General features: G+C 70.9%; 13 protein-coding genes. 8 read left to right on the forward strand and 5 right to left on the reverse strand.

What is annotated here, in order from left to right:
* Positions 1-91 precede the first annotated feature (91 nt).
* Complete coding sequence (gene sufB, locus WQO_RS07365) at positions 92-1,513, reverse strand: Fe-S cluster assembly protein SufB (RefSeq protein ID WP_010061305.1); 1,422 nt, start codon at positions 1,511-1,513, stop codon at positions 92-94.
* Positions 1,510-2,253 carry a helix-turn-helix transcriptional regulator gene (locus WQO_RS07370; protein ID WP_010061303.1) on the reverse strand — a complete coding sequence of 248 codons (744 nt, stop codon included), beginning with the start codon at positions 2,251-2,253 and terminating at the stop codon, positions 1,510-1,512. Before WQO_RS07370 ends, sufB begins: the two co-directional genes overlap by 4 nt.
* Positions 2,254-2,389: 136 nt before the next feature.
* On the opposite strand from WQO_RS07370, the gene WQO_RS07375 reads away from it, so the two are divergent.
* The 3 genes from WQO_RS07375 to WQO_RS07385 all read left to right on the forward strand — a co-directional run bounded on the left by WQO_RS07375 (position 2,390) and on the right by WQO_RS07385 (position 5,145).
* The gene (locus WQO_RS07375; RefSeq protein ID WP_010061301.1) at positions 2,390-3,316 is read left to right on the forward strand and encodes an ABC transporter ATP-binding protein; all 927 of its coding nucleotides are present in this window, start codon (positions 2,390-2,392) and stop codon (positions 3,314-3,316) included.
* Entirely contained in the window at positions 3,313-4,080 is a 768-nt protein-coding gene (locus WQO_RS07380) for an ABC transporter permease (RefSeq protein ID WP_058953904.1), read from the forward strand. Before WQO_RS07375 ends, WQO_RS07380 begins: the two co-directional genes overlap by 4 nt.
* 78 nt (positions 4,081-4,158) lie before the next feature.
* On the forward strand, positions 4,159-5,145 hold the full coding sequence (locus tag WQO_RS07385) for a COX15/CtaA family protein (RefSeq protein ID WP_010061297.1): 987 nt from the start codon (positions 4,159-4,161) through the stop codon (positions 5,143-5,145).
* A 74-nt stretch (positions 5,146-5,219) separates the two neighbouring features.
* On the opposite strand, the gene WQO_RS07390 is transcribed toward WQO_RS07385, so the two are convergent.
* From WQO_RS07390 to WQO_RS07400, 3 genes are all read right to left on the reverse strand, one after another.
* Entirely contained in the window at positions 5,220-6,341 is a 1,122-nt protein-coding gene (locus tag WQO_RS07390; RefSeq protein ID WP_010061295.1) for an amidohydrolase family protein, read from the reverse strand.
* 81 nt (positions 6,342-6,422) lie between these two features.
* Positions 6,423-6,800 (reverse strand): hypothetical protein, encoded by a 378-nt coding sequence (locus tag WQO_RS07395; RefSeq protein WP_010061293.1) that lies wholly within the window; start codon positions 6,798-6,800, stop codon positions 6,423-6,425.
* A gap of 93 nt (positions 6,801-6,893) precedes the next feature.
* Positions 6,894-7,847, reverse strand: coding sequence for a heme o synthase (locus WQO_RS07400; RefSeq protein WP_029182345.1), 954 nt, complete (start codon positions 7,845-7,847; stop codon positions 6,894-6,896).
* Between the two features lie 286 nt (positions 7,848-8,133).
* Here WQO_RS07400 and tkt point away from each other — a divergent pair, with 286 nt between their 5' ends.
* The 5 genes from tkt to pgl are packed head-to-tail and all read left to right on the forward strand — an operon-like array spanning position 8,134 to position 14,728.
* Positions 8,134-10,221 (forward strand): transketolase, encoded by a 2,088-nt coding sequence (gene tkt, locus WQO_RS07405; protein ID WP_010061289.1) that lies wholly within the window; start codon positions 8,134-8,136, stop codon positions 10,219-10,221.
* 34 nt (positions 10,222-10,255) lie between these two features.
* Complete coding sequence (tal, locus tag WQO_RS07410; RefSeq protein WP_010061288.1) at positions 10,256-11,374, forward strand: transaldolase; 1,119 nt, start codon at positions 10,256-10,258, stop codon at positions 11,372-11,374.
* 5 nt (positions 11,375-11,379) lie between these two features.
* Positions 11,380-12,912, forward strand: a complete 1,533-nt coding sequence (zwf, locus tag WQO_RS07415) for a glucose-6-phosphate dehydrogenase (protein ID WP_010061287.1) — start codon at positions 11,380-11,382, stop codon at positions 12,910-12,912.
* A complete protein-coding gene (gene opcA / locus WQO_RS07420) occupies positions 12,909-13,949 on the forward strand; it encodes a glucose-6-phosphate dehydrogenase assembly protein OpcA (RefSeq protein ID WP_010061286.1) in 1,041 nt (346 codons plus the stop codon). The genes zwf and opcA overlap by 4 nt, the downstream gene beginning before the upstream one ends.
* Positions 13,946-14,728 (forward strand): 6-phosphogluconolactonase, encoded by a 783-nt coding sequence (pgl, locus tag WQO_RS07425; RefSeq protein ID WP_010061285.1) that lies wholly within the window; start codon positions 13,946-13,948, stop codon positions 14,726-14,728. The genes opcA and pgl overlap by 4 nt, the downstream gene beginning before the upstream one ends.
* Positions 14,729-14,756 lie beyond the last annotated feature (28 nt).

The following is a 14,756-nucleotide window of genomic DNA, read 5'->3' on the forward strand; positions in this document are numbered from 1 at the left end:
GTGCTCGCTTTCTCAGTCAAGAAGGGGGGTGGTTCGGTCGGGGGCCGGGGCGGCCGCGTGCGACCGCCCCGTGTCGTCCTCGGGTCGAGGACTAGCCGACCGAACCCTCCATCTGCAGCTCGATCAGCCGGTTGAGCTCCAGGGCGTACTCCATGGGCAGCTCCTTGGCGATCGGCTCGACGAAGCCGCGCACGATCATCGCCATGGCCTCGAACTCGGTGAGTCCGCGGCTCATGAGGTAGAAGAGCTGGTCCTCGGAGACCTTGGAGACGGTCGCCTCGTGGCCCATCGACACGTCGTCCTCGCGGACGTCGACGTAGGGGTAGGTGTCCGAGCGGGAGATCGTGTCGACGAGCAGAGCGTCGCAGAGGACGTTGGACTTCGCGCCCGGCGCGCCCTCGCCGATCTCGATCAGTCCGCGGTAGGACGTACGGCCACCGCCTCGCGCCACCGACTTCGAGACGATGTTCGAGGAGGTGTTCGGGGCCATGTGGACCATCTTGGCGCCGGCGTCCTGGTGCTGGCCCTCGCCCGCGAAGGCGATGGACAGGGTCTCGCCCTTGGCGTGCTCGCCCATCAGGTAGACGGCCGGGTACTTCATGGTGACCTTGGAGCCGATGTTGCCGTCGACCCACTCCATGGTCGCGCCCTCGTAGGCCACGGCCCGCTTGGTGACCAGGTTGTAGACGTTGTTCGACCAGTTCTGGATGGTCGTGTAGCGGCAGCGGCCGCCCTTCTTCACGATGATCTCGACCACGGCGCTGTGCAGCGAGTCCGAGGAGTAGATCGGGGCGGTGCAGCCCTCGACGTAGTGGACGTAGGCGTCCTCGTCGACGATGATCAGCGTCCGCTCGAACTGGCCCATGTTCTCCGTGTTGATACGGAAGTAGGCCTGGAGCGGGATGTCCACGTGGACGCCCTTGGGCACGTAGATGAACGAACCGCCGGACCACACGGCCGTGTTCAGCGAGGCGAACTTGTTGTCGCCGACCGGGATGACGGTGCCGAAGTACTCCTTGAAGAGCTCCGGGTGCTCCTTCAGCGCGGTGTCGGTGTCCAGGAAGATGACGCCCTGCTCCTCCAGGTCCTCGCGGATCTGGTGGTAGACGACCTCGGACTCGTACTGCGCGGCGACACCGGCGACGAGGCGCTGCTTCTCCGCCTCGGGGATGCCGAGCTTGTCGTACGTGTTCTTGATGTCCTCGGGCAGGTCCTCCCAGGAGGCGGCCTGCTTCTCCGTGGAGCGCACGAAGTACTTGATGTTGTCGAAGTCGATGCCCGACAGGTCCGAGCCCCAGCTGGGCATGGGCTTCTTGTCGAAGAGCTTGAGGCCCTTGAGCCGCAGCTTCAGCATCCACTCGGGCTCGTTCTTCTTCTCCGAGATGTCGCGGACGACAGCCTCGGAGAGACCGCGCTTCGCCGCCGCGCCTGCCGCGTCGGAGTCGGCCCAGCCGAATTCGTACGTACCCAGACCCTCGAGCTCAGGGTGGGCAGTCTCCGTGGGGAGCGTCATGCGGGGTTCCTCCCGGCCGTGCTTGCAGATGCTGAATGGGTGGTCTGTGGGGGTGCTGCGTGGCCACTTCGCGGCACGTAGGTCGTGCACACGCCGTCGCCGTGGGCGAGGGTGGCCAGCCGCTGCACATGGGTCCCGAGGAGGCTGGAGAAGAATTCCGTCTCCGCCTCGCACAGCTGTGGGAACTGCTCGGCGACATGCGCCACCGGGCAGTGGTGCTGACACAGCTGTTCGCCCTGCTGCGGGCCCGGCGCGCTTCGCGCCGTAGCAGCGTACCCGTCGGCGGACAGGGCCTTGGCCAGGGCCTCGGTGCGCCCTTCGGGCTCCGCGGCCTCGACCGCCGCGCGGTACGCCTCGCCCATCGCGGCCATCCGGGCGCGGGCGAAGGCGATGACCGCCTCGTCCCCGCCGGACTCGGCGATGAAGCGCAGGGCGTCGGCGGCCAGCTTGTCGTAGGACTGGTCGAAGGCGTCCCGGCCGCAGTCGGTCAGGGCGAACACCTTGGCGGGCCTGCCTCGGGTCCGTGCCCCGTACACCCGCTGTTCACGGGCTTCGACGACATCGTCGGAGACGAGGGCGTCCAGGTGGCGGCGGACGGCGGCCTGGGTGAGGCCGAGTCGCTTGGCGAGGTCCGCGACGGTGGAGGGACCGTGGTCCAGGATGGAGCGCGCGACCCGGTTGCGCGTCGAGCGCTCACCGGTCGCGAGTTCCTCCTGAGGAGCCCGTCCGTCGTATTTCACAACACCATTGTTGCGTAATTCATTCGACCCTGACAACCACGGTCCGAAACGATCTACGGTGTGGTTCGTCACTTAGGGTTACCTAATCTGGCCCCGCGGGAAGGCCCCCTCCGGCCGCTGCCTAGACTGGTGCGCCATGGAGAACGAGCCCGTCGTACAGGTCACCGGCCTGGTGAAGCGGTACGGCGCGAAGACCGCGGTGAACGGCCTCGATCTGGCCGTCGCGGCCGGCGCGGTGACCGCCGTCCTCGGCCCGAACGGCGCCGGGAAGACCACCACCATCGAGACCTGCGAGGGCTACCGCCGCCCCGACGCCGGCACCGTACGGGTCCTCGGCCTCGACCCGGTCGCCGACGCGGAGCGGCTGCGTCCGCGGGTCGGGGTGATGCTCCAGTCCGGCGGCGTGTACTCCGGCGCCCGCGCCGACGAGATGCTGCGGCACATGGCCCGGCTGCACGCCCACCCCCTCGACGTGGACGCCCTGATCGAGCGCCTCGGCCTCGGCGACTGCGGCCGCACCACCTACCGGCGGCTCTCCGGCGGCCAGCAGCAGCGGCTCTCCCTGGCCCTGGCGGTCGTCGGCCGGCCCGAGCTGGTCTTCCTGGACGAGCCGACCGCCGGCCTCGACCCGCAGGCCCGCCGGTCCACCTGGGACCTGGTCCGCGAGCTGCGCGCCGACGGCGTGTCCGTGGTGCTGACCACCCACTTCATGGACGAGGCCGAAACGCTCGCGGACGACGTCGCGATCATCGACGCGGGCCGGGTCATCGCCCAGGGCAGCCCGGAGGAGCTCTGCCGGGGCGGCGCGGAGAACACCCTGCGCTTCACCGGACGGCCGGGGCTCGACCTCGGCTCCCTCCTCAAGGCGCTGCCCGACGGCTGCGGGGCCGCCGAGCCGCTGCCGGGGACGTACCGGATCACCGGGAGCGTCGACCCGCAGCTGCTGGCCACCGTGACCTCCTGGTGCGCCCAGCACGGCGTGATGCCCGACGGCATCTCGGTCGAGCGGCACACCCTGGAGGACGTCTTCCTCGAACTGACCGGCAAGGAGCTGCGCGCATGAGCGCCGGTACCTACACCCCGCGCCCCGGCGCCGCTCCGCTCCCCCGGATGATCGCCGCGCAGACCGCGCTGGAGACCCGGATGCTGCTGCGCAACGGCGAGCAGCTGCTGCTGACGGTGATCATCCCGACGCTGCTGCTGGTGCTGTTCAGCGCGGTCGACATCGTGGACACCGGCGCGGGCGCGTCGGTCGACTTCCTCGCCCCGGGCATCCTGGCGCTCGCCGTGATGTCCACCGCCTTCACCGGCCAGGCCATCGCCACCGGCTTCGAACGCCGGTACGGGGTCCTCAAGCGGCTCGGGGCCTCCCCGCTGCCCCGTTGGGCGCTGATGACCGCGAAGACGCTGTCGGTGCTGGTCACCGAGGTGCTCCAGATCGTGCTGCTGACGGCGATCGCCTTCGCGCTCGGCTGGTCGCCCGAGGGCAACCCGCTCTCGGTGCTGCTGCTCCTCGTCCTCGGGACCGCCGCGTTCTCCGGGCTCGGGCTGCTGATGGCGGGGACCCTGAAGGCGGAGGCGACGCTCGCCGCCGCCAATCTGGTCTTCCTGCTCCTGCTGGTCGGCGGCGGGGTCATCGTGCCGCTGGACAAGTTCCCGGACGCGGTGCAGTCGGTGCTGGGGCTGCTGCCCGTCTCGGCGCTCTCGGAGGGGCTGCGGGACGTCCTCCAGCACGGCGCGTCGCTGCCGTGGGCCCAGGCCGGGATCCTCGCGGTGTGGGCGGTGCTGGGGCTCGGCGCGGCGGCGAAGTTCTTCCGCTGGGAGTAGGGCCCGCAACAGGGACGATCCCGGGCAAGCAGACGCGTACCCACCCCTCGTGAAAACGCGCACAAGCCCCGTCCTACGATGGTCCGCGTGGAAACCCCCATCTCCCTCATCGCCAAGCGCTGGACGCCGTCCACCAAGGTGGTGAAGCGCGCCGCGCTCTCCGCCGTCGTGATGAGCGTCTTCATCATCATCACCGGCGGGGCCGTCCGGCTCACCGGTTCGGGTCTCGGCTGCGACACCTGGCCCAAGTGCACCGACGACAGCCTGTTCGCGACGCCCGAGCAGGGGCTGCACGGCGCGATCGAGTTCGGCAACCGGATGCTGACGTATGTGCTGTCGGCCGCGGTCGGCTGGGCGATCATCGCCGTCAGTTCGATGAAGCCGCGCCGCCGCAAGCTGACGAGGCTGGCCTGGTCGCAGTTCTGGATCGTGCTGGGCAACGCCGTGCTCGGCGGGATCACGGTCTGGGCGGGACTCAACCCGTGGTCGGTGGCCGGGCACTTCCTGCTGGCCAACGTGCTCCTGGCGGTCACCGTGACCACGTGGGTGCGGATCGGCGAGGGCGACGGCTCGCCGCGTCCTCGGACCCCGCTGCCGGTGCGCCGGCTGGCGTGGGCGATCGTGGCGACCACGGTCGTCCTGATCGTGCTGGGCACCTCGGTGACCGGTTCCGGCAAGCACGCCGGCGACAGCAGCGACGTACCGCGCATGCCGTGGGACTGGTCGGCCGCCGCCCATGTCCACGCCATCGCCGCCTGGGTGGTCTGCGCGCTGGCCATCGCGATGTGGCTGGCCCTGCGGGTGGTCGACGCCCCCGCCGACACCCGGGCCCGCGCCCGTGACCTGCTGCTCGTCCTGCTCGCCCAGGGCGCGATCGGTTACGTGCAGTACTTCAGCGACGTCCCCGAGATCCTGGTCGGCATCCACATGTTCGGCTCGGCCATCCTGTTGATCGCCGTGGTCCGGCTCGTCCTGAGCATGCGCGAGCGTGGCGACGACACGCCCGCGCCGCTGCCCGGCCCGTCCGCCGAGCGGCCGGAGACGGCACCGGCGACGGCCGTCTGAAGCAGACACACGTACGGCGGGTGAGGGGCGGCGGACCGGGGGGGCCTGCCGCCCCTTCCTCATGTCCCGGCCCCTCACCCCAGGCCGTACACCCGGCGTGCGTTGCCCGACCCGATCATCGTGGCGACCCTGGCCGCGTCCTGCCGGGTCCACGCGCCGTCCTCGACCCAGGCGCCCAGCACCCGTCCCAGCGCCTCGCGGAACTGACGGGCGCCCACCAGATGCAGTTCCGGCAGGGCCTGTGCCCCGCTGGAGAAGAGCAGCTTGCCGAACGGTGCCAGCTCCATGACCTCCGCGAGCACGGCCGCCGCCCGCGCCCCCGTCCGCGCCGGTACGGCCCCGAGATCCGCGTAGACGTGGGGATGCCGGCCTGCCAGTGCGGCGGTCTGCCGGTGGTACGGGTAGCCGTGCAGGAGGACGAGGTCGCAGCCGTGCCCCTCGGTGGCGGCGGCGAAGTCGGCGAGGCGGGCCGGGTCCGCGGTGCCCAGGCGCAGTTGCAGCGGCAGCCCGCAGGCCACCGCGGACCAGCGCAGATGGTCCAGCAGCTCCGGCTCGACGGGCGCCCCGCCGCCCTCCCGGCCCGCCGCGCCCCGGCGGGCGGCCCGGCGCTCCGCCTCCCGCCGGGCCAGCCAGCGCCCGGCCGCCGCCCGCACCCGGACCGGTCCCGGCGGCTCGGGGGCGGCGTACGGGGCGGCGCCGACGGAGGTGAGGGCGACGGCCGACGCGGCGGCGGTGTGCACGGCCTCGCCGAGGTTGACGAGGAAGGTGTCGACGGTGCCCGAGGTGTCGGCGACGTGCTCGGCGAGGACCTCCAGCCGGACGATCTCCCGGGCGTCGGACCCGGCCGCCGAGGCCAGCTCGGCCGGTCCCGTGAGGTCGCCGGGGAGGCCGGTGTCGACGAGGTGGGCGGAGACCCCGGTGGCGCGCAGCAGGCGGCGGGAGGTCTCGGCGACGCCCAGTTCGCGCCGCCTGGCCAGATAGGAGGCGGGCGGGCAGTGCGCTTCGAGGCCGAGCAACGGCGGGCACCAGCGGCGTACGGCGAAACCGGTCTGGGTGTCGAAGAGGGTGGTGCCGGGGGCGGCCGGGGCGCGGGCGGCGCCGAGCCGGGCCTCGAAGGTGCCGAGGCCCAGCTCGGTGCGGAGCACTCCGTGGCAGTTCTGGTCGACCAGATCGGCCACGGGCACGGGGTCGGTCATCCGGGGGCTCCCTGGGACGGCGTGTCTACGCACGGCCTAACGGGTGAGCCCCCGGCGGGACACCGTCCGGGGGCGGAAGCCTCAGCGGTCGTTGGACGGGCCGCCGACCTGGATCCCGGCCATCCGGGACCACTCGTAGGGGCCGGTGCGGACCTTGAGCGCGAACTCGCCGTCGAACTCGTCGTGCATCGTGATGCCGGACTTCGCGGCCGCGCTCTCGGCCACCGCGTAGGTCGGGGCCACCAGGTCGCCCCAGGCGCCGTCCTGGCCGACCAGGACGATACGGGCGCCCGCCTGGCCGATGTAGGCGAGGTGTCCCTCCGCACCGCCGTGCTCCTTGGCGAAGGCGCCGATCTCGCGGGCGAGCTTCGCCGCCCTGCGCCCGTCGCGCGCCGCCTTCCGGGCGTCCGTCCGTGAGGTCTGCTCGGTGTCCGCTGCGTCTGCTGCCGTCTCTGCCATGAACAGGATGCTACCGACGGGTAGATGAACTGGCGACGGGCGGGTCGCGTGGCTTGTGCCACGCGACCCGCCCGTACGCCGGAAGCGGAGGTGTCAGCGGAGGAAGGGGTCCACCGCGACGGCGAGGAAGAGGAGCGAGACGTAGGTGATGGACCAGTGGAAGAGCCGCATCTCCTTGAGCTTGGCCCCGGTCACCCCGGCCTTGGCGCGGTTCTGCAGGCCGTGGGCCTCCCAGAGCCAGGCGCCGCCGGAGAGCAGCGCCACCGCGGTGTAGAACCAGCCGGTGTAGCCCAGCGGGGTGAGCAGCAGCGAGACCGCGACCATCACCCAGCTGTAGAGGACGATCTGCTTGGCGACCACCCGGTTGGTGGCGACGACCGGGAGCATCGGAACGCCGACCCGGGCGTAGTCGTCCTTGACCTTCATCGAGAGCGGCCAGTAATGCGGCGGCGTCCAGAAGAAGATGACGGCGAAGAGGATGACGGCGGCCCAGGAGACCGTGTTCGTCACGGCCGACCAGCCGATGAGGACCGGCATGCAGCCCGCGATACCGCCCCAGACGATGTTCTGGGAGGTGCGGCGCTTCAGCAGCATCGTGTAGACGACGACGTAGAAGAGCAGCGCGCCGAGCGCGAGGGCGGCCGAGAGCCAGTTGACCAGCAGCCCGAACCAGAGCGTGGAGAACACCGCGAGGCCGATGCCGAAGGCCAGGCATTCGCGGGGGCTGACCATGCCGGTGACCAGCGGGCGCTGGGACGTACGGTCCATCAGCGCGTCGATGTCCCGGTCGATGTACATGTTGAGCGCGTTGGCGCCGCCCGCGGAGAGGTATCCCCCGATGGTGGTCGTGAGGACGAGCCACAGATCGGGCACACCCTGGGCAGCGAGGAACATCACCGGAACGGTGGTGATGAGCAGCAGCTCGATGATCCGTGGCTTGGTAAGCGCCACGAATGCCTTGACGCGGGCCCCGAACGGGCGATGGCCCCCTGGGCTGGGAGTCAAGGCGACCCCTGCGGGTCGGGACTCGACGGCCGTCACGCACACCCCTGACAGAGAAATCCCAGCAAGCTCCGGGCATGGAGGCCCTTGTGAAGACTTGCGCGAACTCGACCACTCTAGACGTTGGGGATACACCGCCCTTCGCGGGGGTGGGGTCGTGTTGAGGGTGACTGTTCGCCGGATGTGCATTCCGCCGGGAGGCGAACTCCACGGGTCGCCCACACCCTGGAAAGTGCACGGAAAGTGCGCCCGGCAACGGGGGTAGGCTCGACAGCGCCCGGTGCGGTAACGGTCACCGGTTTACAACAGTGGAGAGGAGCCCTGACTCAGGGTGAGCATCAAGCCGACCACCACAGACCTCCAGTGGACCGATGTGGACCAGCGGGCCGTGGACACCGCCCGCGTCCTCGCTGCGGACGCCGTACAGAAAGTCGGGAACGGCCACCCGGGCACGGCGATGAGCCTGGCTCCTGCCGCGTACACCCTGTTCCAGAAGGTGATGCGGCACGACCCCGCGGACGCCGAGTGGACCGGTCGCGACCGGTTCGTCCTCTCCGCCGGCCACTCCAGCCTGACGCTCTACATCCAGCTCTACCTGGCCGGCTACGGGCTGGAGCTGGACGACCTGAAGGCCTTCCGCACCTGGGGCTCCAAGACCCCGGGCCACCCGGAGTACGGCCACACCACCGGTGTCGAGACGACGACCGGGCCGCTGGGCCAGGGTGTCGCCAACGCCGTGGGCATGGCGATGGCCGCCCGCTACGAGCGCGGCCTGTTCGACCCCGAGGCGGCCCCCGGCACCTCCCCGTTCGACCACATGGTGTGGGCCATCGCCGGTGACGGCTGCCTCCAGGAGGGCATCTCGGCCGAGGCGTCCTCGCTGGCCGGGCATCAGAAGCTGGGCAACCTGGTCCTGCTCTGGGACGACAACCACATCTCCATCGAGGGCGACACGGAGACCGCGGTCTCCGAGGACACCATCAAGCGGTACGAGGCGTACGGCTGGCACGTCCAGCGTGTCGACCAGCTGCCCAGCGGCGACCTGGACCCGGCGGGTCTGTACGCGGCGCTGCAGGCGGCCAAGGCCGAGACCGAGCGCCCCTCGTTCATCGCGGCCCGCTCGATCATCGCCTGGCCCGCCCCGAACGCGCAGAACACCGAGGCGGCGCACGGCTCGGCACTCGGCGACGACGAGGTCGCGGCGACCAAGCGGGTCCTCGGCTTCGACCCGGAGCAGACCTTCGAGGTCTCCGACGAGGTCATCGGCCACACCCGCGAGGCCCTGGACCGCGGCCGCGAGGCCCGTGCCGAGTGGGACAAGTCGTTCGCCGCGTGGCGCACGGCCAACCCGGAGCGAGCCGCCTCCTTCGACCGGATCGCCGCGGGCGAGCTGCCCGATGGCTGGGAGGAGAAGCTCCCCGTCTTCGAGCCCGGCAAGGGTCTGGCCACCCGGGCCGCCTCCGGCAAGGTCCTCCAGGCGCTCGGTGAGATCGTGCCCGAGCTGTGGGGCGGCTCCGCCGACCTCGCGGGCTCGAACAACACCACGATCGACAAGACGTCGTCGTTCCTCCCGGCGGGCAACCCGCTGCCGGAGGCCGACCCGTACGGCCGGACGATCCACTTCGGCATCCGCGAGCACGCGATGGCCGCCGCGATGAACGGCATCGCACTGCACGGCAACACCCGCATCTACGGCGGCACCTTCCTGGTGTTCTCCGACTACATGCGCAACGCGGTGCGGCTCTCCGCACTGATGCACCTGCCGGTGACGTACGTGTGGACGCACGACTCGATCGGCCTCGGCGAGGACGGCCCGACCCACCAGCCGGTCGAGCACCTGGCCTCGCTGCGCGCCATCCCGGGCCTGAACGTCGTGCGCCCGGCCGACGCCAACGAGACCGCCATCGCCTGGCGCGAGATCCTGCGCCGCTACACCAAGGTGTTCGGCAAGGGCACCCCGCACGGTCTGGCGCTGACCCGCCAGGGTGTGCCGACGTACGAGGCGAACGAGGACGCGGCCAAGGGCGGTTACGTCCTGTTCGAGGCCGAAGGTGGCGAGCCTCAGGTGCTGCTCATCGCGACCGGTTCCGAGGTGCACGTCGCCGTCGAGGCGCGCGAGCAGCTCCAGGCGGCCGGTGTGCCGACCCGGGTGGTCTCGATGCCGTCGGTCGAGTGGTTCGAGGAGCAGGACCAGGGTTACAAGGACAGCGTGCTGCCGCCGTCGGTGAAGGCGCGCGTCGCCGTCGAGGCGGGCATCGGCCTGACCTGGTACCGCTACGTGGGCGACGCCGGCCGGATCGTCTCGCTGGAGCACTTCGGGGCCTCCGCCGACGCGAAGGTGCTGTTCCGCGAGTTCGGCTTCACGCCCGAGCACGTGGCCGCCGCCGCGCGGGAATCTCTCGAAGCCGCAGCACGCTGACGCCGGTAGATACGACTAGTAGGAGATGCAACTCATGACAGACGCACTCAAGCGCCTCTCCGACGAGGGCGTGGCGATCTGGCTCGACGACCTGTCGCGCAAGCGGATCACGTCCGGCAACCTGGCCGAGCTGATCGACCAGAGCCATGTCGTCGGCGTCACCACCAACCCGTCGATCTTCCAGAAGGCGATCTCGCAGGGCGACGGCTACGAGCAGCAGCTCACCGACCTCGCCGCCCGCAAGGTCACCGTCGAGGAAGCGGTCCGCATGATCACGACGGCGGACGTCCGCGACGCCGCCGACATCCTGCGCCCGGTCTTCGACGCCACCGACGGCCAGGACGGCCGGGTCTCCATCGAGGTGGACCCGCGCCTGGCCCACAACACCCTGGCCACCACCGCCGAGGCCAAGCAGCTGGCCTGGCTGGTCGACCGGCCGAACACGCTCATCAAGATCCCGGCCACCAAGGCGGGCCTCCCGGCGATCACCGAGACGATCGGCCGTGGCATCAGCGTCAACGTGACGCTGATCTTCTCGCTGGAGCGCTACCGCGCGGTCATGGACGCCTACCTGGCGGGCCTGGAGAAGGCGAAGGCCGCGGGCCTGGACCTCTCCAAGATCCACTCGGTGGCCTCGTTCTTCGTGTCCCGCGTGGACACCGAGATCGACAAGCGTCTGGACGCGATCGGCTCCGACGAGGCGAAGGCCGCCAAGGGCAAGTCCGCCCTGGCCAACGCCCGCCTGGCCTACGAGGCGTACGAGGAGGTCTTCTCCTCCGACCGCTGGGCGGCCCTGGACAAGGCGCGGGCCAACAAGCAGCGTCCGCTGTGGGCCTCGACCGGTGTCAAGGACCCGTCGCTCAAGGACACGCTGTACGTCGACGACCTGGTGGCGCCGAACACGGTGAACACCATGCCGGAGGCGACGCTGGAAGCGGTGGCCGACCACGGCGAGATCACCGGCAACACCGTCGCCGGCGGCTACGACCAGGCGCGCGCGGACCTGGACGCCATCAAGAAGCTCGGCATCTCGTACGACGAGGTCGTACAGCTGCTGGAGGACGAGGGCGTCGAGAAGTTCGAGGCGTCCTGGAACGACCTGCTCAAGTCGACCGAGGCGGAGCTTTCGCGCCTCGCCCCCTCGGAGGGCTGACCACTTTGTCTGCTGTTCCCGGAGCCAACCCGCTCCGTGACGCACAGGACCGACGGCTCCCGCGTATCGCGGGGCCGTCGGGCCTGGTCATCTTTGGCGTCACGGGCGATTTGTCCCGTAAAAAGCTGATGCCTGCCGTCTACGACCTGGCCAATCGCGGCCTGCTGCCGCCGGGCTTCTCGCTCATCGGCTTCGCCCGCCGCGACTGGGAGGACGAGGACTTCGCCCAGGTCGTCCACGACGCCGTCAAGGAGCACGCCCGTACGCCGTTCCGCGAGGAGGTCTGGCAGCAGCTCATCCAGGGGATGCGCTTCGTCCAGGGCAACTTCGACGACGACGAGGCGTTCGAGACGCTGAAGGCGACCATCGAGGAGCTCGACAAGGCGCAGGGGACGGGCGGCAACTTCGCCTTCTACCTCTCCGTGCCGCCGAAGTTCTTCCCCAAGGTCGTCCAGCAGCTCAAGAAGCACGGCCTGGCCGACCAGAAGGAGGGCTCCTGGCGGCGTGCCGTCATCGAGAAGCCGTTCGGTCACGACCTGGCCAGCGCGCAGGAGCTCAACCAGCTCGTGCACGACGTCTTCCCGCCCAACGAGGTCTTCCGGATCGACCACTACCTGGGGAAGGAGACGGTCCAGAACATCCTGGCGCTGCGGTTCGCCAACACGATGTGGGAGCCGATCTGGAACCGGTCCTACGTCGACCACGTGCAGATCACGATGGCCGAGGACATCGGCATCGGCGGCCGCGCCGGCTACTACGACGGCATCGGTGCCGCCCGTGACGTCATCCAGAACCACCTGCTCCAGCTGCTGGCGCTGACCGCGATGGAGGAGCCCGGCTCCTTCCACCCGAAGGCCCTGGTCGCCGAGAAGCTCAAGGTGCTCACCGCCGTCGAGCTGCCCGAGGACCTCGGTCTGCACACCGTGCGCGCCCAGTACGAGCACGCCTGGCAGGGCGGCCAGGAGGTCCTCGGCTACTGCGAGGAGGACGGCATCGACCCCAAGTCGACGACCGACACCTACGCGGCCATCAAGCTGACGATCAACAACCGCCGCTGGGCGGGCGTGCCGTTCTACCTCCGCACCGGAAAGCGGCTCGGCCGCCGGGTCACGGAGATCGCGGTCGTCTTCAAGCGCGCCCCTTACCTCCCCTTCGAGTCGGGCGCGACCGAGGAGCTGGGCGGCAACGCCCTGGTCATCCGGGTCCAGCCGGACGAGGGCGTCACCGTGCGCTTCGGCTCCAAGGTGCCCGGCACCTCGATGGAGGTCCGGGACGTCACGATGGACTTCGCGTACGGCGAGTCGTTCACGGAGTCCAGCCCGGAGGCGTACGAGCGGCTCCTCCTGGACGTCCTGCTCGGCGACGCCAACCTCTTCCCCCGCCACCAGGAGGTCGAACTCTCCTGGACCATCCTCGACCCGATCGAGGAGTACTGGGACAAGCACGGCAAGCCCGCGAAGTACGCGGCCGGCACCTGGGGTCCGGCCGAGGCCGACGAGATGCTCGCACGTGACGGACGGAGCTGGAGGCGGCCATGAAGATCGATCTCACGGAAACCACGTCCAGCAAGATCAACCAGGCGCTGGTCTCGGCCCGCCGGGCCATCGGCACCCCCGCCATCGGCATGGTGCTCACGCTGGTCATCGTCACCGACGAGGAGAACGCGTACGACGCGCTCAAGTCGGCCGGTGACGCCTCCCGCGAGCACCCCTCGCGGATCATCGCGGTGATCAAGCGGCTCAGCCGCTCGCCGCGCGCCCGCCGGGACGCCCGCCTCGACGCCGAGGTCCGGGTCGGTTCCGACGCGGGCACCGGCGAGACGGTCGTCCTGCGTCTCCACGGCGAACTGGCCAACCACGCCCAGTCGGTGGTCCTGCCGCTGCTGCTGCCGGACGCCCCGGTCGTGGTGTGGTGGCCCGAGGACGCGCCCGCCGACCCGGCGAAGGACCCGCTCGGGGCGCTGGCCCAGCGCCGGATCACCGACACCTACTCGGCCGAGCGACCGCTCGACGAACTGGCGGTGCGGGCCGCGACGTACAGCCCCGGCGACACGGACCTGGCCTGGACCCGGATCACCCCGTGGCGCTCGATGCTGGCCGCCGCGCTGGACCAGCAGCCGGCCGAGGTCATCGGCGCGACCGTCGAGGGCGAGAGCGACAACCCGAGCTGCGAGCTGCTCGCCATGTGGCTCGCGGACCGGCTCGGCGTCCCGGTGGAGCGCACGCTCTCCGAGGGGCCCGGTCTCACCGCGGTCCGGATGGAGACGAAGAACGGTGTCATCGTCCTGGACCGCGCCGACGGCGGGCTGGCCACGCTCTCCATGCAGAACCAGCCGGACCGCGCGGTGGCGCTCAAGCGCCGTGACACCGCCGAGCTGCTGGCGGAGGAGCTGCGCCGGCTCGACCCGGACAACACCTACGCCTCGTCGGTGAAGTTCGGCGTCGACAAACTGCACGCGGGCGGCGAGGTCACGGCCAAGCCGGTCGACAGCGCCGCGGACAAGGCGGACAGGGCCGCCGAGGCCAAGGCTCCCGCCGCGAAGAAGGCCCCGGCCAAGAAGGCGGCGTCGAAGTGACGCCTCCCCAACTGGTCGTCCACCGCGACAAGGAGCTGATGGCCCAGGCCGCGGCGGCCCGGCTGATCACGAAGATCGTGGACGCCCAGGCCTCCCGGGGCCACGCCTCGGTGGTGCTGACCGGCGGGCGCAACGGCAACGGCCTGCTGGCCGCGCTCGCCGCCGCGCCCGCACGGGACGCGGTGGACTGGGCACGGCTGGACCTGTGGTGGGGCGACGAGCGGTTCCTGCCCGAGGGCGACCCGGAGCGCAATGTCACCCAGGCCCGCGAGGCGCTGCTCGACGCGGTGCCGCTGGACCCGGCCCGGGTGCACGCGATGCCCGCGTCCGACGGCCCGTACGGCGACGACGCGGACGCCGCCGCGGCCGGTTACGCCGCCGAACTGGCCGCCGCCGCGGGTCCCGAGGACCACGGCCCGGTGCCCACGTTCGACGTGCTGATGCTGGGCGTCGGCCCGGACACGCATGTGGCCTCGCTCTTCCCGGAGCTGCCCGCGGTACGGGAGACCGAGCGCACCGTCGTCGGTGTGCAGGGGGCGCCCAAGCCGCCGCCGGTCCGGGTCTCGCTCACGCTGCCCGCGATCCGCGCGGCGCGCGAGGTGTGGCTGCTCGCGGCGGGCGAGGACAAGGCGGAAGCGGCGGCCATCGCGCTGTCCGGGGCCGGGGAGATCCAGGCCCCGGCGGCGGGCGCGTACGGCCGCAGCCGCACCCTGTGGCTGCTGGACGCGGCGGCGGCCTCGCAACTGCCGCGCGCGCTCTACCCTCCGGCCTCCGCCTGAGTGTTGACGCCCTGAAGGCCCGGCCCGT

It is taken from the genome of Streptomyces globisporus C-1027 (genome assembly GCF_000261345.2).
Taxonomy (GTDB): Bacteria; Actinomycetota; Actinomycetes; order Streptomycetales; family Streptomycetaceae; genus Streptomyces; species Streptomyces pakalii.

Bases quoted from the DNA above. Each gene is read 5' to 3' on its own strand.
- WQO_RS07380 (WP_058953904.1), top strand. From the start codon at position 3,313: ATGAGCGCCGGTACCTACACCCCGCGCCCCGGCGCCGCTCCGCTCCCC.
- opcA (WP_010061286.1), top strand. From the start codon at position 12,909: ATGAAGATCGATCTCACGGAAACCACGTCCAGCAAGATCAACCAGGCG.
- WQO_RS07385 (WP_010061297.1), top strand. From the start codon at position 4,159: ATGGTCCGCGTGGAAACCCCCATCTCCCTCATCGCCAAGCGCTGGACG.
- sufB (WP_010061305.1), bottom strand. From the start codon at position 1,513: ATGACGCTCCCCACGGAGACTGCCCACCCTGAGCTCGAGGGTCTGGGT.
- WQO_RS07395 (WP_010061293.1), bottom strand. From the start codon at position 6,800: ATGGCAGAGACGGCAGCAGACGCAGCGGACACCGAGCAGACCTCACGG.
- WQO_RS07375 (WP_010061301.1), top strand. From the start codon at position 2,390: ATGGAGAACGAGCCCGTCGTACAGGTCACCGGCCTGGTGAAGCGGTAC.
- WQO_RS07390 (WP_010061295.1), bottom strand. From the start codon at position 6,341: ATGACCGACCCCGTGCCCGTGGCCGATCTGGTCGACCAGAACTGCCAC.
- tal (WP_010061288.1), top strand. From the start codon at position 10,256: ATGACAGACGCACTCAAGCGCCTCTCCGACGAGGGCGTGGCGATCTGG.